Origin of the sequence: Aeromonas sp. FDAARGOS 1403 (assembly GCF_019047325.1) — a bacterium.
GTDB classification, from domain to species: domain Bacteria; phylum Pseudomonadota; class Gammaproteobacteria; order Enterobacterales; family Aeromonadaceae; genus Aeromonas; species Aeromonas dhakensis.
The window spans coordinates 887,631-908,517 of sequence record NZ_CP077249.1; the positions used below are offsets into that span (position 1 = coordinate 887,631).

Below are 20,887 nucleotides of genomic sequence, written 5' to 3' on the forward strand. Positions count from 1 at the left end.
CCGGTTCCCGCCCCACTTCGATTACCAGCGGTAGTTGATGCTGCCCACTACGCTGCGCGGCTCGCCGTAGTAGCAGTAGTAGTCGCAGCTGGCCACGTAGGTATCACCCAGCAGGTTGTTGACGTTGAGCTGAGCCCGCCAGTTCTTGGCAAAGTCATACCCGATCATCGCATCCCATACGGTATGGGCCGGCACCTGGGCCGAGCCGTAGATGGGGGTGTAGTCCGCATTCACGGCACCGATGCCGACGCTGGAGCCGACGTAGCGCACGCCGCTCCCCAGCTCGAGACCGGAGACCGGACCCTGCTGCACCTTGTAGTTGCCCCAGAAGGAGGCCTGGTGGCGCGGGATCAGGCTGGCACGGCGATCGCCATTGCCGGTGTCGTTGGTCTTGGCATCGGTATAGGTGTAGGCGGCGGTCAGGCGCAGCGCCTCGGTGGCCTGCACGCTCCCTTCCAGCTCGACACCCCGGGAGGTTACTTCGCCGGCCTGGGTCTGCTGGCCGGAACCGGTGGACACCAGCGAGTTGGTCTGCTCCAGATCGAACAGGGCCAGGTTGATGTAGCCATCGAGGAAGCTCGGCGCGTACTTGACGCCGGTCTCGTACAGGGTGCCCTTGAGCGGCTTGTAGGATTCGCTGGTGTTGGGATCGATCCCAGGCAGCACCTCGAACGACTCGGCATAGGCAACATAAGGAGAGAGACCATTGTCGGCCAGGTACATCAGGCTGCCGGAGAGGGAGAGCTCGTGATCATACTGCTTCTCGCTCTTGCCCTTGGCTTCGCTGATGTTGTGGGTCTCCACGTAGTCGAAGCGACCGCCACCAGTCAGCAACCAGCGATCGTCCCAGCGGATCTGGTGCTGGGCATAGAGGCCGCTCTGGCCCTTGGTGCTCTTCTGGTGGGTGGCGGTGGACTCATCAAAACCGGGGAAGCCGCTGTAATCCGGGTTCATGGTATTGATGGAGCCCATGCCGTAGTTGTCGGCTTCCTGGCCTTCATTGACATGGCGCTGCAGATCCACCCCCAGCAGCAGGGTCTGCTCTGTGCTGTCGGTGTTCCAGTAACCCACCATCTGGTTGTCCATGGTGGCGCTCTTGGTGGTGCCGTCGCGATAGATCAAGCCGCGGAAGGCGGTGGTGCCTTCATAGGTCGGGAAGATATAGGTCTGACGCAGCAGCAGATCGTTGTAGTTGAAGCGGACGTTCTGCTTGAACTCCCAGGTCTGGTTGAGCTGGTGGGCCAGCTCGTAACCGGTGGAGAGCTGGGTATTGCGGTTGCGATCGTAATCCGGCTGGCTCAGGTTGGTACTGGGATCGATCTGGCCACCGCTGGTATTGAGGGTGCCGTAAACCGGGAAGAAACCGTTGGTCGGCACCCCTTCGTCGTGCAGGAAGCTGGCCAGCAGGGTCAGGCTGGTGCGATCCGAGAGATCGAAGGTCACGCTCGGCGCCAGATAGACGCGATCGTTGTAAGTGCCGTCCAGCACGCCGTCACGCTCCTTATAAAGAGCAACCATGCGGTAGCGGCTGTTGTCGGTCAGTGCATCGGAGACATCCACCCCGATCTGGCGATGATCACGGCTGCCCAGCTGCAGATCCAGCAGCCCCTGCGGGGTGGCGGTCGGCCGCTTGCTGATGGCATTGATCACGCCGCCGGGAGGCGCCTCGCCGTAGAGGATCGAGGCCGGGCCTTTGAGCACTTCCACGCTCTCCAGGCCGAACGGCTCCGGCGTCCAGAGATAATAGCCGGTGCCGAACAGGCGGTTGCCATCCAGATAGGAGGCGGCATCGAAGCCGCGCACCTTGAACCAGTCGGTATTGTTGTCGGAGCCATAGAGGCCGGTGAGCACGCCGGAGCGGTAGCGCAGGGACTCGTCAAGCTGCTGCACGGCACGCTGATCCAGCTCCTCGCGGTTGACCACGGAGACGGCGCGAGGCGTCTCGGCCATGGGCACTTCCACCTTCATGGCGGTGCCGGTGACCACCATGGTCTCGCTGGCTTTCGGCAGTTCTTTCGGTTGTTCGGCCGCCAGCACGGGCAGGCTGGCCAACAGGCAGGAGAGCGGCAGCAGTTGCTGTGCCCCTCTCTTTCGCATCGCTGCGATGGGGGTGTTTTTTTGCGCAATCATAGTAAGTGTCTCAAATATCAATGAGTTGTTTCTGATTTCTTATTATTGATAGCCGGTCATGCCGGCAGCCCGGTTCCTCAGGCGAATAAAGCAGCGACATGCTACTACAGGAGCCATGATCGAATCGATTCAATAATTGCTAATCATTTGCATCCGCATTGTTACTTAACGTATCAGGAGCCGAGCGGAGAACACACAAGAGGAGGAAACGGCCCCTTTTCGACACGATCGCAAGATTGGGCAGGATCGGTGGGCGGGGATCCCTTTTTTCCGTACAAAAGCAGCGAGGATCCATTATCCCCAAGCTTTATCCATATTTATCCACACCCTTTGGCGGTAGAATCCGGCTTTCTCTTGCTTCGTCTGAAATCAGGATCCATTCCATGGCCAAACTCAATCTCGTCGTCGGCTCCATGCTGGGCGCCTCTGAATATGTCGCGGACCACGTCGCCGGCCTGCTGGAACAAGCGGGCCACCAAACCGAGATCCACAACCCCGCCAGCCTGGCCAGGGTGCTTGCCGAGCCGGAGTCCATAGTGCTGGTGGTCACCTCCACCCACGGTGCCGGCGATGTGCCCGACAATCTGCAGCCTTTCGCCAAGGATCTTGCCGAGCAGCGTCCGGATCTTGATGGCTGGAAATACGGGGTGATCGCGCTGGGAGACAGCAGTTATGACACCTTCTGCCAGGGTGGCAAGACGCTGGATCGACTGCTGGCCGAGTGCGGCGCCAGCCGGATTGGGGATCGTCTCGACATCGACGTGACCCGGCACGAGATCCCGGAAGATGCGGCCGAAATCTGGATCCGGGACTGGTTGGCCCTGATCGCCTGAACCGGGAGCGGGAGATCCGGCATGAACGGCTCGATCTCCCCGCTTATCCCCAGATCGCTATCCACCAGGTTATTAACAGGTGGATCCGGAGAAGTTGTTCCAAAGGTTCCCCTAGAATGCTCCGAGAAATTGTGAATAACTCCTGTGTAAAACTCTGTAAAACCTATAGTTATCCATGTATTAGATCTAAACCAAAGGGTGTCTGTGCATAAAAACCCTTGTTATCCCCCAGTTCACGGAGCCAGGATCCAAGCTTTTCCACAACCAGAGATCGCTCTTAAGACGATGATCTTTATGATCAAAAAGTGCTTATCAACAGAAGAGGCGGATCCTAATAAAAGATCCAATAAAAGATCGATCTAAAGATCCTTAAGATCTATTTAGTGGATCCTCCCTCCATACTGAACGTTAAGTAGACGTTCCCCTCAGGACGCTAAACAGATAGAATGTTCCGCCCTCGAGCACAGGCAAACAAAGATCTTCAGGCGTGCAGATCAAGGTGATCCCCAATGCAATACCATGAACAATTTGATGTGATCGTCGTCGGTGGCGGTCATGCAGGAACCGAAGCGGCAACAGCGGCAGCCCGGATGGGCCTCAATACCCTGTTGCTGACCCACAATATCGATACGCTGGGACACATGTCCTGCAACCCGGCGATCGGCGGGATCGGCAAGGGACACCTGGTCAAGGAAGTTGACGCTCTCGGCGGGATCATGGCGCGTGCCATCGATCTTGGCGGGATCCAGTTCCGTACCCTCAACTCCTCCAAGGGCCCGGCGGTTCGCGCCACTCGCGCCCAGGCGGATCGTCTGCTTTACAAGGCAGTCGTGCGCCAGATGCTGGAGAACTACCCCAACCTGAAGATCTTCCAGCAGGCCTGTGACGATCTCATCATGGACGGGGATCGGGTTGCCGGCGTGGTCACCCAGAGCGGGATCCGTATCAGCGGCAAGACGGTCGTGCTGACCGTGGGTACCTTCCTGAACGGCCTGATCCACATCGGCATGGAAAACTACAAGGGCGGCCGCGCCGGGGATCCTCCCTCGATCGCCCTCGCCCAGCGCCTGCGGGAACTGCCGCTGCGCATCGATCGCCTCAAGACAGGTACACCGCCCCGCATCGATGCCCGCAGCGTCGATTTCTCGGTGATGCAGGCCCAGCACGGCGACGATCCGCGTCCGGTCTTCTCCTTCATCGGCGATGCCAGCCAGCATCCGCGTCAGGTGCCCTGCTACGTTACCCATACCAACGAGCGCACCCACGAGGTGATCCGCAACAACCTGGATCGCAGCCCCATGTACGCCGGGGTGATCGAGGGGATTGGCCCGCGCTACTGCCCGTCGATCGAGGACAAGATCACCCGTTTTGCCGACAAGACGGCGCACCAGATTTTCGTCGAGCCGGAAGGCCTGACCACCCATGAACTCTACCCGAACGGGATCTCCACCAGCCTGCCGTTCGACGTGCAGGTGCAGATCGTCCGCTCCGTGCGCGGCTTCGAGAATGCGCACATCACCCGCCCGGGCTATGCCATCGAGTACGATTTCTTCGATCCGCGGGATCTCAAGGCCAACATGGAGAGCAAGTGCATTGGCAACCTGTTCTTCGCCGGACAGATCAACGGCACCACCGGCTATGAAGAGGCGGCAGCCCAAGGCCTGCTGGCCGGTCTGAACGCCGCCTTGCGTGCGCAGGGCAAGGATCCCTGGCATCCGCGCCGGGATCAGGCCTACATCGGCGTGATGATGGACGATCTCTCCACCCTGGGAACCCGCGAACCCTACCGCATGTTCACCAGCCGTGCCGAATATCGCCTGCTGCTGCGGGAAGACAACGCCGATCTGCGCCTGACAGCCATCGGCCGCGAGCTGGGCCTGGTGGATGACGAGCGCTGGAGCAAGTTCAACGCCAAGATGGAACAGGTGGAGCAGGAGCGTCAGCGCATGCGCTCGACCTGGATCCACCCGCAACATCCGTCGCTGGAGGCGGTCAATGCCCTGGTCAACACCCCGCTGACCCGCGAGCAGAGCCTGGAAGAGCTGCTGCGCCGCCCCGAGGTGACCTACGATGCGCTGATGGCCATCGAGGGGGTCGGGCCTGCGCTGAGCGATTCGGCCGCCGCCGACCAGGTGGAGATCCAGATCAAGTACGCCGGCTACATTGAACGCCAGCACGACGAGGTGGAGAAGCAGCTGCGCAACGAGAACACCCTGCTGCCGCTGGACATGAACTACCGCGACGTCAACGGCCTCTCCAACGAGGTGATCGCCAAGCTCAACGATGCCAAGCCGCAGACCATAGGTCAGGCGTCCCGCATCTCCGGCATCACCCCGGCGGCCATCTCCATCCTGCTGGTTCATCTGAAAAAACACGGCCTGCTGCGTAAAACCGCCTGAGGATCCTACCGTTGCAAAACATGCTGGAAAGATTGAACGGCCTGCTCATGCAGGCCGGAATTGTTATCACCGAGACCCAAAAGACCCAGTTGGTTCGGCTTGTCGAGTTGCTGCACAAGTGGAACAAGGCTTACAATCTCACCTCGGTACGAGATCCGGACGCCATGCTGGTCAAGCACATCCTCGACAGCCTGGTGGTGAGCCGGCACCTGCACGGTGAGCGCTTCATCGATGTGGGCACAGGCCCGGGTCTGCCCGGACTGCCGCTGGCGATCATCAATCCGGACAAGCAGTTCGTGCTGCTGGACAGTCTGGGCAAGCGGATCAACTTCATCCGCCAGGTGATCCTGGAGTTGGGCTTGACCAACGTGACTCCCGTCAAATCCCGGGTCGAGGAGTATCAGCCCGAGGTGGGATTTGACGGCGTGCTGAGCCGGGCCTTCGCCTCGCTGGAGGACATGCTGGGCTGGTGTCACCATCTGCCGTCGGCCCAGGGCAGCTTCCTCGCGCTCAAGGGACAGTATCCCGAGCAGGAGCTGGCCCAGTTGCCCGCCAACATCCGTCTGGTCGCCTCCCATCAACTGGTGGTGCCGGAGCTGGAAGGCGAACGTCATCTGCTGGAATTCAAACATATCCAGCCCGAATAGGGTCGCAGTTTCATTTAGGGGACAGTGTGGGAAAAGTCATCGCCATAGCCAACCAGAAGGGTGGAGTGGGTAAAACCACCACCTGTGTGAATCTGGCCGCCTCCATGGCCGCTACCCGCCGCAAGGTGCTGGTGATCGATCTGGATCCGCAGGGCAATGCCACCATGGGCAGCGGTGTCGACAAGTACGAAGTCGAGCGCACTGCCTATGAGCTGCTGATCGAGGACGCCCCCATCGGCGAGGTGATCATCCCCGAAACCTCCGGGGGCTATCACCTGATCGCCGCCAACGCCGACGTGACCGCGGCCGAAATTCGTCTGATGGAGTTCTTCGCCCGCGAGATCCGCCTGCGCAACGCGCTGGCCGCGGTGCGGGACAAGTACGACTACGTCTTCATCGACTGCCCGCCTTCTCTCAACATGCTGACCGTCAACGCCATGGCCGCCGCCGACTCCGTGCTGGTGCCCATGCAGTGCGAATACTATGCGCTGGAAGGGTTGACCGCCCTGGTGGACACCATCAGCAAGCTGGCAGCCGTGGTCAATCCGGATCTGAAGATCGAAGGGGTGCTGCGCACCATGTTCGATCACCGCAACCGGCTGGCCAATGATGTGTCCGATCAGCTTAAACAGCACTTCGGGGACAAGGTCTATCGCACCATCATTCCCCGCAACGTAAGACTGGCGGAGGCACCGAGTTTCGGCGCCCCGGCCATGCACTATGACAAATCATCGGTGGGCGCCAAGGCCTATCTGGCTCTGGCTGGCGAGATCCTGCGTCGCCAGGAGCAGGAGCGCCAGGTGACCATCGCAGACCGAGAGAGCATATGACGCCGAAAAAACGTGGGCTGGGCAAGGGGCTGGACGCTCTGCTCAGCACCAGCACGGCCGCGCGCCAGAAGCAGGTGATGAGCGATCAGCGCACCGAGCAGGCCATGGCCCCGACCCCGACCAACCAGGGCGAACTGCGCAAGCTGCCGGTGGAGTGGTTGCAGTCCGGCAAGTACCAGCCGCGCAAGGACATGTCGCAGGATGCGCTGGAAGAGCTGGCCAACTCCATCCGTGCCCAGGGGGTGATCCAGCCCATCGTGGTACGCCCCCTCGGCGAGCACTCCTTCGAAATCATCGCCGGTGAGCGGCGCTGGCGCGCCTCCCAGCTGGCCCGCCTCGAGGTGGTGCCCTGCCTGGTCAAGGATGTGCCTGACGAGGCTGCCGTCGCCATCGCGCTCATCGAAAACATCCAGCGTGAAGACCTCAACGCCATCGAAGAGGCGGTCGCCCTGCAGCGGCTACTGACCGAATTCGAACTGACCCACCAGCAGGTGGCCGATGCGGTGGGCAAGTCCCGCACCACGGTGACCAACCTGCTGCGCCTCAACCAGCTCAACGACGACGTGAAGCGCTTCGTCGAGCACGGTGACCTCGATATGGGCCATGCCCGTGCCCTGCTGGCCCTGAGCGGCCAGGCCCAGTCCGAACTGGCCAAATTGGTGGCCCAGAAGGGGCTGACCGTGCGAGATACCGAGAAGTTGGTGCAAAAGGCGCTGGAACCGGCAAAAGCCAGGGTCGAGCCCGTCCGCGATCCCCAGTTTGGTTATCTCGAGCGCCAGATTTCAGAAAAAATTGGCAATCAGGTACAACTTCAGCCGGGAAAACAGGATAGCGGCAAGTTAGTAATTAGTTACGAGAACTTGGCGGATTTGGACCGGGTATTGAGCTATTTTGGCCTGTCAGAATCGTGATTTTTACGCTTTTTGTAGTAATAAAACATCCATTCCTTTTGATATGAACATAACCTTAATTCTGTGCGGAAAGCCGCAAAAATTAAGGATTTTTGCCATGTTGCAATAGCTGTCTTCAAGGGTATAATTTGACCGGCTTTTTGGGCTGTAAACGCGGGGTCTTCGGATCCCGATTTTTTACAGTTCTGTAATGTTCAGGGGTAGGTTGGTGAAGCAGAAAATAGCCTTGGAAGGTTTAACGCTGGCCTTGGCTATGCTCGTTTGTCAGCTCGTCCTGATCCTGGCGATCAGTACCGTCTGGTTTTACCAGGCTGGTGCGTTTGCCGGACGCTCCTCCCTCTACGGGGGGAGCATGTACTGGGTTCCTCAAGCCCTGTTCACGCTCTGGGTTCTGCGCCGCAAGGTGACGAAAGAGAGCGTGGGCCTGGTTCTGCGGGACTTTTATGGTGGGGCAGGGATTAAGCTCATTACTACAACAGGACTTTTCGCCCTGATGTTTGGCGCCGGGATCGAGGTCGATACCGTCTCGTTCTTTGCCACTTATATCCTCGCCCTCGTTGTACAGTGGATAGTCTCATTCACGCTTAACAACCACTATTAGGAAAACTCATGTCTGCAACCGGAGAAGTCCTGACTCCTCAGGGATATATCTCCCACCATCTGACCCATCTGCAAGTCGGGTCTGGGTTCTGGACAGTCAATGTCGACTCAATGATATTTTCTGTTCTGTTGGGCGCTCTGTTTATCTGGTTGTTCCGCCGCGTAGCCGTCAACGCTACCAGTGGTGTGCCCGGTAAACTGCAGTGCTTTGTGGAGATGCTGGTCGAGTTTGTGAGTGGTAACGTCAAGGACATCTTTCACGGTCGCAACAAGGTCATCGCACCTTTGGCCCTGACGGTGTTTGTGTGGATCTTCCTGATGAACCTGATGGATCTGATCCCCGTTGACTTTATCCCCCACGCTGCACAGTTGATGGGTGTTCCCTATCTGCGTGTGGTTCCCTCTGCTGACGTTAACATCACCATGTCCATGGCTTTGGGCGTGTTCTTCTTGATCCTGTACTACAGCATCAAGGTCAAGGGTATCGGCGGGTTTGTGAAGGAGCTGACGCTTCAGCCTTTCAACCACCCGGCGGCCATCCCGGTTAACCTCATCCTGGAAACTGTTACGCTGATTTCCAAACCTGTTTCTCTGGGTCTTCGACTGTTCGGCAACATGTATGCTGGCGAACTGATCTTTATCCTGATTGCGGGTTTGCTACCCTGGTGGTCTCAGTGGATCCTGTCCGTGCCTTGGGCAATTTTCCACATCCTGATCATCACTTTGCAGGCGTTTATCTTCATGGTGCTGACCATCGTCTATCTGTCGATGGCTCAAGAAGACCATGGTTGATGCAACTCAAATAATCCTTTTTATACAATCAATTACATCTAAATAAATGGAGATCCTCATGGAAAACTTGAACATGGACCTGCTGTACATCGCTGCTGCAATGATGATGGGTCTGGCGGCTATCGGCGCTTCCATCGGTATCGGTATCCTGGGTGGCAAATTCCTGGAAGGTGCAGCTCGTCAACCGGACCTGATCCCTGTTCTGCGTACCCAGTTCTTCATCGTGATGGGTCTGGTGGATGCGATCCCGATGATCGCCGTTGGTCTGGGTCTGTACGTGATGTTTGCGGTTGCCGGCTAAGTCATAGCGACCTCCGGACATAACCCATTAACTAACTAAGAGGACACAGGCTGTGAATATCAACGCCACCCTCCTCGGCCAAGCAGTCGCTTTTTTCTTCTTCGTAGTGTTTTGCATGAAGTACGTGTGGCCGCCGCTGATGGCTGCCATCGAAGCCCGTCAGAAAACCATTGCTGACGGCCTCTCTTCTGCCGAGCGTGCCAAGAAAGATCTGGATTTGGCCAAGGCCAACGCCACCGATCAGCTGAAAGAAGCCAAGCTCCAGGCTGCAGAAATCATTGAACAGGCCAACAAACGCAAGGCCCAGATCATTGATGAAGCTGCTGCCGGTGCCCAATCTGAGCGGGAAAAAATCCTGGCTCAGGGCCGTGCCGAGATTGAAGCTGAACGTCATCGTGCCAAAGAAGAACTGCGTAAGCAGGTTGCTGCTCTTGCCATTGCTGGTGCAGAGAAGATCCTGGCGCGCCAAATCGACCAGGCTGCCAACAGCGACATCGTCGACAAGCTGGTAGCAGAACTGTAACGGGAACGGGGCTATGTCTGAACTGACTACAATCGCTCGCCCCTACGCCAAGGCTGCTTTCGAGTTTGCCGTTGAGCACAAGGCGGTTGACCAGTGGCTGGGGATGCTCGGCTTCGCTGCACAAGTAGCGGAGAACGAGACCATCCACAACCTGGTAAACGGCTCTGTGGCTGCCGAAGAGCTGGCAAAGTTGTTTGTCGGCATCTGTGGTGAGCAACTCGACGAGCATGGTCAGAACCTGATCCGGGTGATGGCCGAGAATGGTCGCTTGGGTGTGCTGCCGGCGGTCGTTGCCGAATTCGTCGCGTTCAAGGCTGAACTGGATAAAGAAGTTCAGGCTGATGTGATTTCGGCGATCGAACTGACCGACCAGCAGAAAGCCAATATTCAGGCTTCTCTGGAACAACGTCTCGCGCGCAAAGTGAAGCTGAATTGCAGCATGGATGCGTCCTTGATGGCCGGGGTGCTCATCAAGGCCGGTGACCTGGTTATCGACGGCACGGTCCGCGGTAAGCTGGATCGCATGGCTGACGCGCTGCAATCTTGATTGGGGTATTAGAGCATGCAACTGAATTCCACTGAAATCGCCGAGCTGATCAAGCAGCGCATTGCGCAGTTTGATGTAAAGAGCGAAGCGCGTAACGAAGGTACCATCGTCTCTGTGAGCGACGGTATCATTCGTATTCACGGCCTGGCCGATGCCATGCAAGGTGAGATGATCGAGCTGCCGGGCAACCGCTACGCTCTGGCATTGAACCTGGAGCGTGACTCCGTCGGTGCGGTGATCATGGGTTCCTATGACGGTCTGTCAGAAGGAATGAAAGTAAAAGGGACTGGCCGCATTCTGGAAGTGCCGGTCGGTCGTGGTCTGTTGGGCCGGGTGTTGAACACCCTGGGTCAGCCGATCGACGGTAAAGGCCCAATCGACAACGACGGCTTCTCGCCGATCGAAGTGATTGCACCGGGCGTTATCGAGCGTAAGTCTGTTGACCAGCCGGTCCAGACCGGTCTGAAAGCCATCGATGCCATGATCCCTATCGGTCGTGGCCAGCGTGAGCTGATCATCGGTGACCGTCAGGTGGGCAAGACTGCCATCGCCATCGACACCATCATCAACCAGAAAGACTCCGGCATTAAGTGTGTCTACGTTGCGATCGGCCAGAAGGCCTCCACCATCGCCAACGTGGTACGCAAGCTGGAAGAGCACGGCGCCCTGGCCAACACCATCGTGGTGGTTGCCTCTGCCTCCGAAGCGGCTGCCCTGCAGTACCTGGCTCCGTATGCCGGCTGCTCCATGGGTGAGTACTTCCGTGACCGCGGTGAAGACGCGCTGATCATCTATGATGACCTGTCCAAGCAGGCCGTAGCTTATCGCCAGATCTCCCTGCTGCTGCGCCGTCCGCCAGGACGCGAAGCCTACCCGGGCGACGTTTTCTATCTGCACTCCCGTCTGCTGGAGCGTGCTGCTCGCGTCAACGCCGAGTACGTAGAGAAGTTCACCAACGGTGCCGTGAAAGGCCAGACCGGTTCTCTGACCGCGCTGCCGATCATCGAAACCCAGGCCGGTGACGTATCCGCGTTCGTTCCGACCAACGTGATCTCCATCACCGATGGCCAGATCTTCCTGACTTCACAACTGTTCAACTCCGGTATCCGTCCGGCCGTTGACCCGGGTATCTCTGTATCCCGTGTAGGTGGTGCCGCTCAGACCAAGATCGTCAAGAAGCTGTCCGGTGGTATCCGTACCGCGCTGGCCCAGTATCGTGAACTGGCTGCATTCGCCCAGTTCTCTTCCGACCTGGACGATGCGACCCGCAAGCAGCTGGACCACGGTCAGAAAGTGACCGAGCTGATGAAGCAGAAGCAGTACTCTCCGCTGAGCGTGGCTCACCAGTCTCTGGTGCTGTTCGCCGCGGAAAAAGGCTATCTCTCCGATGTCGAGCTGAACAAGATCGTCGACTTCGAAGCCGCTCTGCTCTCTTACGCCAATACCCAGCATGCCGAGCTGATGGCTGAAATCAATGCCAAGGCCGACTACAACGACGCGATCGTTGGCAAGCTGACTGCGTTGCTGGACAACTTCAAGGCAACCCAGACCTGGTAAGCGTGTGTGGCAGCGCGAGCTGCCACCTGATGGAGAGTAAGAGATGGCCGGCGCAAAAGAGATACGTAACAAGATCGCGAGTGTGAAAAACACTCAGAAGATCACCGGCGCTATGGAAATGGTGGCAGCAAGCAAGATGCGCCGTGCGCAAGATCGCATGTCTGCCAGCCGTCCGTACGCTGAAACCATGCGCAAGGTGATCGGCCATATCGCTCAGGGGAACCTGGAATACAAGCACCCCTACCTCATCGAACGTGAGGTCAAGCGAGTGGGTTACATCGTCGTCTCCACCGACCGTGGCCTGTGTGGTGGTCTGAACATCAACCTGTTCAAGGCTGCCCTCAATGACATGAAGCAATGGAGCGCGAAAGGAGCCAAGGTTGACCTGGCTCTGATCGGCAACAAGGCCTCCAACTTCTTTGAACGGCACGGCGCCAAGGTGAAAGCTCACGTCGCAGGACTGGGCGATAACCCGAGCGTCAATGACCTGATTGGTTCAGTCAAGGTCATGCTGAAGGCTTACGACAACGGTGAGATTGACAGGCTGTATCTGGTGTACAACAAGTTCGTCAACACCATGGTTCAGCAACCACGAGTCGATCAACTGCTGCCTTTGCCCGTAACTGAAGACAGCAAGCTCGCCAAGAAACACCACTGGGATTACCTCTATGAGCCGGATCCCAAGCAACTGCTGGATACCCTGCTGATTCGCTACGTCGAATCCCAGGTCTACCAGGGGGTAGTGGAAAACTTGGCAAGTGAACAGGCAGCCCGAATGGTTGCCATGCAAGCCGCGACTGACAACGCCGGTAACCTGATTAACGATCTGCAACTGGTATACAACAAGGCCCGTCAGGCCAGTATTACCCAGGAACTGACAGAGATCGTGTCCGGTGCTGCTGCGGTGTAAGGCAAGGGTTATCAAAGGTTTAGAGGATTTGACATGAGTAACGGTTTCATCGTCCAAATCATCGGCGCTGTGGTGGACATCGAGTTCCCGCAAGATGCCGTGCCCCAGGTGTACGATGCACTGAAGGTTGTCAGCGAAGGTCAAGGCCAGGGTCTGGTGCTGGAAGTTCAGCAACAGATCGGTGGCGGCGTCGTTCGTTGCATCACCATGGGCTCCTCCGACGGTCTGCGTCGTGGGTTGGAAGTAGTGAATAGCGGTAAATCCATCCAGGTGCCGGTCGGCGTATCGACTCTGGGTCGGATCATGAACGTACTGGGCGATCCGATCGACGAAAAAGGTCCGATCGGTGAAGAAGAGCGTTGGTCCATCCACCGCGCGGCTCCCAGCTACGAAGATCAGTCCAACAGCAACGACCTGCTGGAGACCGGTATCAAGGTTATCGACCTGGTATGCCCGTTCGCCAAGGGGGGTAAGGTTGGTCTGTTCGGTGGTGCCGGTGTAGGCAAGACCGTAAACATGATGGAGCTGATCCGTAACATCGCGATCGAACACAGCGGTTACTCCGTGTTCGCCGGTGTAGGTGAGCGTACCCGTGAGGGTAACGACTTCTACCACGAGATGATGGAGTCCAACGTACTGGACAAAGTATCTCTGGTTTACGGTCAGATGAACGAGCCGCCCGGAAACCGTCTGCGCGTGGCGCTGACCGGCCTGACCATGGCCGAGAAGTTCCGTGACGAAGGTCGTGACGTGCTGTTCTTCGTGGACAACATCTACCGTTACACCCTGGCCGGTACTGAAGTATCCGCACTGCTGGGCCGTATGCCCTCTGCAGTAGGTTACCAGCCGACCCTGGCCGAGGAGATGGGTGTTCTGCAGGAACGCATCACCTCCACCAAGACCGGTTCCATCACCTCCGTACAGGCCGTTTACGTGCCTGCGGATGACTTGACCGACCCGTCTCCGGCGACCACCTTCGCCCACCTGGATGCGACCGTGGTACTGTCCCGTCAGATCGCGGCACTGGGTATCTACCCGGCCGTTGACCCGCTGGACTCCACCTCCCGTCAGCTGGATCCGCTGGTGGTTGGCAAGGAGCACTACGAGACTGCTCGTGGCGTTCAGACCGTACTGCAGCGCTACAAGGAGCTGAAGGACATCATCGCCATCCTGGGTATGGATGAACTGTCAGAAGAAGACAAACTGACCGTAGCCCGTGCCCGTAAGATCGAGCGTTTCCTGTCCCAGCCGTTCTTCGTGGCCGAAGTGTTTACCGGTTCTCCGGGCAAATACGTGCCGCTGAAAGAGACCATCCGTGGTTTCCAGGGCATCCTGAAAGGCGAGTACGACGATCTGCCGGAGCAGGCGTTTTACATGGTTGGCAGCATCGACGAAGTTGTCGAGAAAGCCAAGAAACTGTAAGCCTCGATAGGAGGGCCCATGGCTGAGATGATCTCCTTTCACCTGGACGTGGTGAGCGCCGAAGGAAAACTGTTTTCCGGTCGCGTGCAGTCCGCTCAGGTATCAGGCTCCGAAGGTGAGCTGGGTCTCCGCCACGGTCATGCTCCGTTGCTGACTGCCATCAAGCCGGGCCTGGTCCGCTTGGTGAAGCAGAACGGAACTGAAGAGGTGCTGTACATCTCCGGCGGCATGCTGGAAGTGCAGCCCGAAGCCGTGACCGTGCTGGCGGACACCGCGATTCGTGCCGACGATTTGGATGAGGCGAAAGCCCAGGAAGCCAAACGCGCGGCGGAAGAGCGGATCCACAGCTCCCATGGTGATATCGACTACGCCCAGGCCGCCACCGAGCTGGCCAAGGCGATGGCTCAACTGCGGGTCATCGATATCGTCAAAAAGAATTACCGTTAATAACGGTGAGGTAAAAAGCGACCTGCGGGTCGCTTTTTTTTTACTCGTTGGATAGACTCCGCCGAGTATTTTTTCATGTTCCAAAGGTCGAATTATGTCCCTCAACGTCGTGATCCTTGCTGCGGGTAAAGGTACCCGTATGCGTTCCTCCCTGCCCAAGGTACTGCACCCGGTCGCCAACAAGCCCATGGTCTCCCATGTGATCGATACCGCCCGCCAGGTGGGGGCCGAGCAGCTGCACCTGGTCTATGGCCACGGTGCCGAACTGCTGAAGGAGCGGATCCAGGCATCCGACCTGAACTGGGTGCTGCAGGCCCAGCAACTGGGAACCGGTCATGCGGTGGCCCAGGCCATCCCGTTCTGGAACGATGAAGACGACGTGCTGGTGTTGTACGGTGACACCCCGCTGATCCAGCCGGAAACCCTGCAGCGGCTGCTGGCCGCCAAGGCCGACGACGGCATGGCGCTGCTGACCGTGGTGCTGGACAACCCGACCGGCTATGGCCGCATCGTGCGCAGCAATGGTCAGGTGGTCGGCATCGTCGAGCAGAAGGATGCCAACGCCGAGCAGCTCGCCATCCGCGAAGTGAACACCGGCGTGCTGGTGGCCAACGGTGGCCAGCTGCGCAGCTGGCTCTCCCGTCTGGACAACAAGAATGCCCAGGGCGAGTTCTATCTGACCGACGTCATTGCCATGGCCCACGCCGACAACTGCCCCATCGCCGCGGTTCACCCGGACAGCGCCATGGAGGTTGAAGGGGCCAACAACCGGGTGCAGCTGGCTCAGCTCGAGCGCAGCTATCAGCAGATGCAGGCCGAGAAGCTGATGATCGCCGGTGCCACCCTGATCGACCCTGCCCGCTTCGATCTGCGCGGTACCCTGGAGATCGGGGAAGAGGTGGTGATCGACGTCAACGTCATCATCGAAGGCAAGGTGGTGCTGGGTAACCACGTCCGCATCGGGGCCGGCAGCGTGCTGAAGGATTGCGTGATCGGCGATCACACCGAGGTGAAACCCTACTCCGTCATCGAAGGCGCGCAAATCGCCGACCAGTGCTCGGTCGGTCCTTTTACTCGCCTGCGCCCGGGTGCCGTACTGGAGCAGGATGCCCACGTCGGCAATTTCGTCGAGATGAAGAAGGCCCGGCTGGGGGTTGGCTCCAAGTGCGGTCATCTGACTTATCTGGGGGATGCCGAGGTGGGTGCCAAGGTGAACATCGGTGCCGGCACCATCACCTGCAACTACGACGGGGTCAACAAGTTCCAGACCATCATCGAGGATGACGTCTTCGTCGGCTCCGATACCCAGCTGGTGGCACCGGTGCGTATCGGCAAGGGGGCGACCCTGGGGGCCGGCTCCACCATCACCAAGGACGTGGCCGAGAACGAGCTGGTGATTACCCGGGTGCCACAGCGCCATATCCAGAACTGGGCTCGCCCGGTCAAGAAGAAGTGATGCCCGATCAATGAAATGCAAACCGGCGCCTGATGGCGCCGGTTTTGTTTTCAGCTCTCCTGCCCGCTGGCGGGGGGCATCGGGGCGTTCCCCATCACCCGATACCAGTCCAGCTTGCGGGTCAGCACCATGACCAGCGCCAGGATGGCGAACAGCAGCAGGGCGCCGAGCAGCAGGGCTATCTCCTCGGCCTGCAGCAAGCCGAACAGGATGGCGTAGACCAGCCCGAGCAGGGCCGCGAAGCCGAGCCCCTGTTTGGGGCCACCCAGCACATGGCTGAGGTAGAAGCCGTTGAGGGCCACGCTGGCCAGGGCGGCAATCAGATAGGCCCAGGCAAAGCCGAGGTGTTCGGTGAGTGCCAGCAGCACCAGATAGAAGATGGCCAGCCCCATGCCCACCAGCGCGTACTGGATCGGGTGCACCCGCAGCCCCTTGAGCAGCTCGAACATGAAGAAGCTGAGGAAGGTGAGGCCGATGAACAGCAGCGCATACTTGGCGGCCCGCTCGTTCTGCTGATAGTGATCCACCGGCTGCACCAGGCTGATGCTGAAGGCGGGCAGATCGCCGCTGGTACCCTTCATCATCCGGTTGAAACGGCTCTCCATGTCGGTGGCAAACCAGCTGCTCTGCCAGCTCGCCTCGAAGCCGCTGGCTGTGAGGGTACGGCTGCCCGGCAGAAAGTCGCCGATGAAGTTGGGGTGGGGCCAGTTGCTGGCGAGGTTGAGCCTGCTGTCCTGGCCGAGCGGCACCACTTCCAGCTGGTTCATCCCCTGCAGGTCCAGTTCGATGTGAAAAGCGCCACCTTCCCCCGGCAGGGCCGCGAGCGGCGCATGGATGCCGGCCAGTCCGTCACCCAGCAGGGCGCCGGGGGCGAACGGGATGCGCTGCTCCCCCAGTTGCAGCTCGGGTACCCGGTTGATGCCGCGGGCATCGGACAGCACCAGGCTCAGATAGGGTTTACCTGCCACCAGGGCGGGATCGGCCCCATCGACGGTCAGATCCGGTTCGCCGCTGATCAGGGTCTGACCGTTCAGTTCGGCAGGCAGCCGCCCGGAGAGGGAGAGCCGGGTGTGATAGACCTGTGCCTGGTAGATGCCGAGCTTGCGCGGGGTCACCTCCATGCTGGCCTGCACATCCAGCTGTTCCGGCAGCAGGTAGCGATAGAGCTGCAGCTTGCGCTCGAAGCGCTTGCCATCCTGCTCCACCGTGACGGTGCGGGTATAAGGCTGCACCACGACCGGCCCCAGCAGTCGCTGCGGCCCGCTGCTGCTGACCATGATGCTGTGGATGGCCTGGCTGCGATAGGCCTGGCGCTCCCGGTTCAGCTCCATGATGGATTGCACCGGCACCATCAGCAGCAGGCTGAGCAACAGCAGCAGAAAGATCTTGTGGCTGAATATCTGTTTGACCATGACACGTCTCCTTGTTGATGGAGCGAGTGTGGCTGGGTCGGGTGAAGGGGGGATGGGGCTGTGTGAAGTAGGGGTGAAGGGGGATAAAAAAACCGGCGCAGAGCGCCGGTCTCGGTATCACAGGGTTTTCAGTTTGGCCGGCAGGGCGGCCAGCACCTCTTCCTTGGCCTTGAGGGAGGCGAACTGCTTGCCGGGTTTTTGCACCACGGTATGGACGAAGATGAGTTGCTTGCCCGGTTTGCTGGCCCAGCCGACGAACCAGCCGATCTGCTGATCCCGGTTGAGGCTGCCATCCAGCTTCTTCGGATAGCCCATGCCGGTCTTGCCGTGGATCTGCCAGCCGTCGATCTCGCTCACCTTGAGGATGTTGGCGGTGTACTGCAGGGTCTGCGCCGACACCGGCAGCTTGCCGCTCACCATCTTGCCGAGGAAGCGGGCCTGCTCCTCTGGACTGATGGCCAGGCTGGAGCTGAGCCAGGCCTGGGTCAGGCCGTCGTGTTTGCCGGGGTTGCCGGAGAGATCCCGGTTGCCGTAGTCGAAACGGTCGACGTACTGCTGGAAGCGATCCATCCCCAGCCATTCGGTGATCTGCTGGGAGAACCAGACCACCGAGTAGGTTTCCCAGCGGCGCGGGGTGGTGGTCTCCCGCCAGGCGGGCAGCCAGTCGTCGTAACCCGGCTTGAAGGGCAGCGCCGGGTGCTCTTCGTCTACCAGAAAGCCGCTGTCATAGCCCATCAGCGCCAGCGGAATTTTGAAGGTGGACGCGGGTGGCAGCTGGCTTGAACAATCCCCTTCGCTGGAGAGGGTCTGGCCGTTGCCGTCGGCATAGAGAAAGCAGCCGGTGGCGGCGCTGGCCGGCAGCGAAAACAGCAGGCCTGCGCCGAGCAGGCCGGATAACAGAAGGCGGGACATGGGGGCTCCTTGAGCGCATAAAGTTCGCTGGGAAAACACCAGCATAGCGCCGCTTTATGTGCCCAGTGTGAAGTGTCAGCCCGCTGGCAACCAGAGCTCGGCCAGCACTCCGCCGTCAGCCTGGTTGGTGAGGGTCAGCCGGCCGCCGTGCTGGCGCGCCACCTCCATGGCGAAGCTGAGCCCGAGGCCGCTGCTCTTGCCCTTGTCGGGTCTGGGCAGGGAGTAGAAGCGCTCGAAGATGCGCGGCAGGGCGTAGGCCGGAATGCCGGGTCCCTGATCCCGCACCCGGAAGCAGTAACCCCCCTCCTCCATGGTGCCGCTCAGCCTGAGGGTGCTGCCGACGGGGGAGAAGTCGAGGGCGTTGTCCAGCAGGTTGCCGAGGGCCTGTTCCACCAGCAGGGGATCCCACTTCTGTTTCTGGGCTTCCCCCAGCTCGGCGTGCAGGGTGATCTGGCGGCGCTGGGCCAGGATCTGGCGGGCGTCTAGCGCCCGTCTGCCCAGCCTGGCCGGCTCGACCGCCTGTCTGTCCAGCCCCTGCCCCGACTCCAGTTTGGCCAGCTGCAGCATCCGCTCGATCAGTTGCTGCATGCGGGCCGTCTCCAGATTGATGTTGCCGATAAAGCGCTTTGCGACGTCCAGCGGCGGGGCCTCGGTCAGTATTTCCCCTGCCCCGCGAATGGCGGCCAGCGGGCTCTTGAGCTCGTGGGTCAGGCTGTGCACATAGGCTTCGATGTAGGCCTTGCCGTCCAGCTGGCGGCGCATGGTCTCAAGGGAGCGGCCGAGCCGATCCAGCTCCGGGCTGTAGAGGCGTGGCAGAGTGGCGGGCTGGCCCTGGCTGACCGCATCGGCATAGTGCACCAGCTTGCCGATGGCGCGGTTGAGCCACCACACCAGCAGGGCGCCGATGAGCAGTGAGATGAACAGCAGCAAGGCTGCCCCCTGCAGCAGCTGGTGCTCGCTGCGTTCTATCATGGGCAGCAGGGTGCGGTTGGGTTTGGCGACGGTGAGGGAGCCGAGGATGTCGTCCCCCTCCCGCAGCGGGGCGGCGACGTGCATCACCGAGCTGGTGGGATCGTCGGGATCGCTGCGGGTGCTGCGGGCGCCGTATTCGCCGCGCAGGGTCAGGTAGACGTCGTTCCAGCGCGAGTAGTCCTTGCCCAGATCCACCCCGTCCGAGTCGTAAACCACCTTGCCCCAGCGGTCGACCACATAGATGCGGTACTCCGCCTGCTGCTTGAGGTGGCCGTCGATGAGGGCGTTGATGGGGCTCTGGTTGAGGCGGGCGAAGGCGCTGGCCAGCCGGCCGTCGGCCATTTTCCCCTCCTGCAGGTCATCCAGCGCGAGCGGGGCCAGCATCTGGGCCATGTCCACCAGGGTATCTTCGGTGGCGCTGCGCACCCCTGGTTTGATCTCCTCGACGAAGATCTCCAGCACGAACCAGGCGGCCAGCGCAAAGATCAGCACCAGCCCGCACAGTAGTTGCAGTCCGATTCTCATGTCATCCCCCGGCCGTGACCCGGCAACCGTCTGTTCATGCCTGCTCCAGGCTGTAGCCGAGTCCACGATGGGTCAGGATCAGGTTGGCGTGGGGATCCCGCTCCCGCAGCTTGGCACGGATGGTCTTGATATGGGTATCCACGGTACGATCCAGGCTCTCCTCCGCCCCGCTCCACACCAGATCCATCAGCTGCTGGCGGGAGTAGACCCGGCCCGGCGCCTGCATCAGGGTCTTGAGCAGCAGGTATTCGTAACGGGTGAGCGCCAGCGGCTGGCCGTGAAAGCTGATGCGGGCCCGCTCCTCGTCCAGGGTGAGTGTCTGGCTCGGCTGGGTGGCGGCTGGCTGGCTGCGGCGCAGGATTACCCGTACCCTGGCGCACACCTCGCGGGGCGAGAAGGGCTTGGCCACATAGTCGTCGGCCCCTATCTCCAGCCCGATCAGGCGGTCTATCTCTTCGCTGCGGGCAGTGAGGAACATCAGGGGAACGTCGCAGCGGGCTCGTACCTCCTTGCACAGCTCGAAGCCGCTGATGTCCGGCAACCCCACATCCAGGATCAGGAAGTCGGGGCGCGACTGGGCAAGTCGCGCCAGCAACGGCTGGCCGAGGGAAAACCACTCCACCTCGAAACCGTCGGTTTGCAGGGCATAGATCAGGGTGTCGGCGATGCTGGCTTCATCTTCTACCAGCCAGATGGTTCGTTTTTGCATGGCATCCTCGTCGCAAATCAGCTCCCCATTCTGGCATCGAACCATATCGGAT

At 59.9% G+C, this 20,887-nt stretch carries 20 protein-coding genes; 15 read left to right on the plus strand and 5 right to left on the minus strand.

The annotated features are described in order from the left end of the window. Nucleotides 1–21 precede the first annotated feature (21 nt). On the minus strand, nucleotides 22–2,130 hold the full coding sequence (locus I6L33_RS04285) for a TonB-dependent siderophore receptor (protein ID WP_216973614.1): 2,109 nt from the start codon (nucleotides 2,128–2,130) through the stop codon (nucleotides 22–24). 383 nt (nucleotides 2,131–2,513) lie between these two features. Here I6L33_RS04285 and mioC point away from each other — a divergent pair, with 383 nt between their 5' ends. From mioC to glmU, 15 genes are all read left to right on the plus strand, one after another. Further along, complete coding sequence (mioC, locus tag I6L33_RS04290) at nucleotides 2,514–2,963, plus strand: FMN-binding protein MioC (protein WP_042051617.1); 450 nt, start codon at nucleotides 2,514–2,516, stop codon at nucleotides 2,961–2,963. Between the two features lie 509 nt (nucleotides 2,964–3,472). Continuing rightward, a complete protein-coding gene (gene mnmG / locus I6L33_RS04295; protein WP_017783543.1) occupies nucleotides 3,473–5,362 on the plus strand; it encodes a tRNA uridine-5-carboxymethylaminomethyl(34) synthesis enzyme MnmG in 1,890 nt (629 codons plus the stop codon). Nucleotides 5,363–5,382: 20 nt separating this feature from the next. Further along, complete coding sequence (rsmG, locus tag I6L33_RS04300; RefSeq protein WP_024942392.1) at nucleotides 5,383–6,009, plus strand: 16S rRNA (guanine(527)-N(7))-methyltransferase RsmG; 627 nt, start codon at nucleotides 5,383–5,385, stop codon at nucleotides 6,007–6,009. A gap of 26 nt (nucleotides 6,010–6,035) precedes the next feature. After that, nucleotides 6,036–6,839 (plus strand): ParA family protein, encoded by an 804-nt coding sequence (locus tag I6L33_RS04305; protein WP_005307193.1) that lies wholly within the window; start codon nucleotides 6,036–6,038, stop codon nucleotides 6,837–6,839. Continuing rightward, a complete protein-coding gene (locus tag I6L33_RS04310) occupies nucleotides 6,836–7,750 on the plus strand; it encodes a ParB/RepB/Spo0J family partition protein (RefSeq protein WP_042006318.1) in 915 nt (304 codons plus the stop codon). Before I6L33_RS04305 ends, I6L33_RS04310 begins: the two co-directional genes overlap by 4 nt. Before the next feature lie 190 nt (nucleotides 7,751–7,940). Continuing rightward, nucleotides 7,941–8,351 (plus strand): ATP synthase subunit I, encoded by a 411-nt coding sequence (locus I6L33_RS04315; RefSeq protein WP_010635593.1) that lies wholly within the window; start codon nucleotides 7,941–7,943, stop codon nucleotides 8,349–8,351. An 8-nt stretch (nucleotides 8,352–8,359) separates the two neighbouring features. Further along, nucleotides 8,360–9,142 (plus strand): F0F1 ATP synthase subunit A, encoded by a 783-nt coding sequence (gene atpB, locus I6L33_RS04320; protein WP_005307200.1) that lies wholly within the window; start codon nucleotides 8,360–8,362, stop codon nucleotides 9,140–9,142. Nucleotides 9,143–9,200: 58 nt separating this feature from the next. Further along, nucleotides 9,201–9,443 (plus strand): F0F1 ATP synthase subunit C, encoded by a 243-nt coding sequence (gene atpE, locus I6L33_RS04325; protein WP_005307205.1) that lies wholly within the window; start codon nucleotides 9,201–9,203, stop codon nucleotides 9,441–9,443. Nucleotides 9,444–9,495: 52 nt separating this feature from the next. Further along, on the plus strand, nucleotides 9,496–9,966 hold the full coding sequence (gene atpF, locus I6L33_RS04330; protein ID WP_005307207.1) for a F0F1 ATP synthase subunit B: 471 nt from the start codon (nucleotides 9,496–9,498) through the stop codon (nucleotides 9,964–9,966). A 13-nt stretch (nucleotides 9,967–9,979) separates the two neighbouring features. Beyond that, nucleotides 9,980–10,513 carry a F0F1 ATP synthase subunit delta gene (gene atpH, locus I6L33_RS04335; protein WP_005307208.1) on the plus strand — a complete coding sequence of 178 codons (534 nt, stop codon included), beginning with the start codon at nucleotides 9,980–9,982 and terminating at the stop codon, nucleotides 10,511–10,513. 15 nt (nucleotides 10,514–10,528) lie between these two features. Then, complete coding sequence (gene atpA / locus I6L33_RS04340) at nucleotides 10,529–12,070, plus strand: F0F1 ATP synthase subunit alpha (protein WP_010635591.1); 1,542 nt, start codon at nucleotides 10,529–10,531, stop codon at nucleotides 12,068–12,070. A 43-nt stretch (nucleotides 12,071–12,113) separates the two neighbouring features. Next, complete coding sequence (atpG, locus tag I6L33_RS04345) at nucleotides 12,114–12,980, plus strand: F0F1 ATP synthase subunit gamma (RefSeq protein WP_005307212.1); 867 nt, start codon at nucleotides 12,114–12,116, stop codon at nucleotides 12,978–12,980. Nucleotides 12,981–13,013: 33 nt separating this feature from the next. Beyond that, on the plus strand, nucleotides 13,014–14,402 hold the full coding sequence (atpD, locus tag I6L33_RS04350; protein WP_005307215.1) for a F0F1 ATP synthase subunit beta: 1,389 nt from the start codon (nucleotides 13,014–13,016) through the stop codon (nucleotides 14,400–14,402). 18 nt (nucleotides 14,403–14,420) lie between these two features. Beyond that, nucleotides 14,421–14,849 (plus strand): F0F1 ATP synthase subunit epsilon, encoded by a 429-nt coding sequence (locus I6L33_RS04355; protein ID WP_005307217.1) that lies wholly within the window; start codon nucleotides 14,421–14,423, stop codon nucleotides 14,847–14,849. 94 nt (nucleotides 14,850–14,943) lie between these two features. After that, nucleotides 14,944–16,305 carry a bifunctional UDP-N-acetylglucosamine diphosphorylase/glucosamine-1-phosphate N-acetyltransferase GlmU gene (gene glmU, locus I6L33_RS04360; RefSeq protein WP_099360459.1) on the plus strand — a complete coding sequence of 454 codons (1,362 nt, stop codon included), beginning with the start codon at nucleotides 14,944–14,946 and terminating at the stop codon, nucleotides 16,303–16,305. A 50-nt stretch (nucleotides 16,306–16,355) separates the two neighbouring features. On the opposite strand, the gene creD is transcribed toward glmU, so the two are convergent. From creD to blrA, 4 genes are all read right to left on the minus strand, one after another. Beyond that, nucleotides 16,356–17,717 (minus strand): cell envelope integrity protein CreD, encoded by a 1,362-nt coding sequence (gene creD, locus I6L33_RS04365; RefSeq protein WP_216973615.1) that lies wholly within the window; start codon nucleotides 17,715–17,717, stop codon nucleotides 16,356–16,358. Between the two features lie 117 nt (nucleotides 17,718–17,834). Continuing rightward, complete coding sequence (blaOXA, locus tag I6L33_RS04370) at nucleotides 17,835–18,629, minus strand: OXA-12 family class D beta-lactamase (protein ID WP_017780307.1); 795 nt, start codon at nucleotides 18,627–18,629, stop codon at nucleotides 17,835–17,837. A 75-nt stretch (nucleotides 18,630–18,704) separates the two neighbouring features. Then, the gene (gene blrB / locus I6L33_RS04375; RefSeq protein WP_201892915.1) at nucleotides 18,705–20,126 is read right to left on the minus strand and encodes a beta-lactam sensor histidine kinase BlrB; all 1,422 of its coding nucleotides are present in this window, start codon (nucleotides 20,124–20,126) and stop codon (nucleotides 18,705–18,707) included. Nucleotides 20,127–20,160: 34 nt separating this feature from the next. Then, a complete protein-coding gene (blrA, locus tag I6L33_RS04380) occupies nucleotides 20,161–20,835 on the minus strand; it encodes a beta-lactam response regulator transcription factor BlrA (RefSeq protein WP_026141422.1) in 675 nt (224 codons plus the stop codon). Nucleotides 20,836–20,887: the final 52 nt, after the last annotated feature.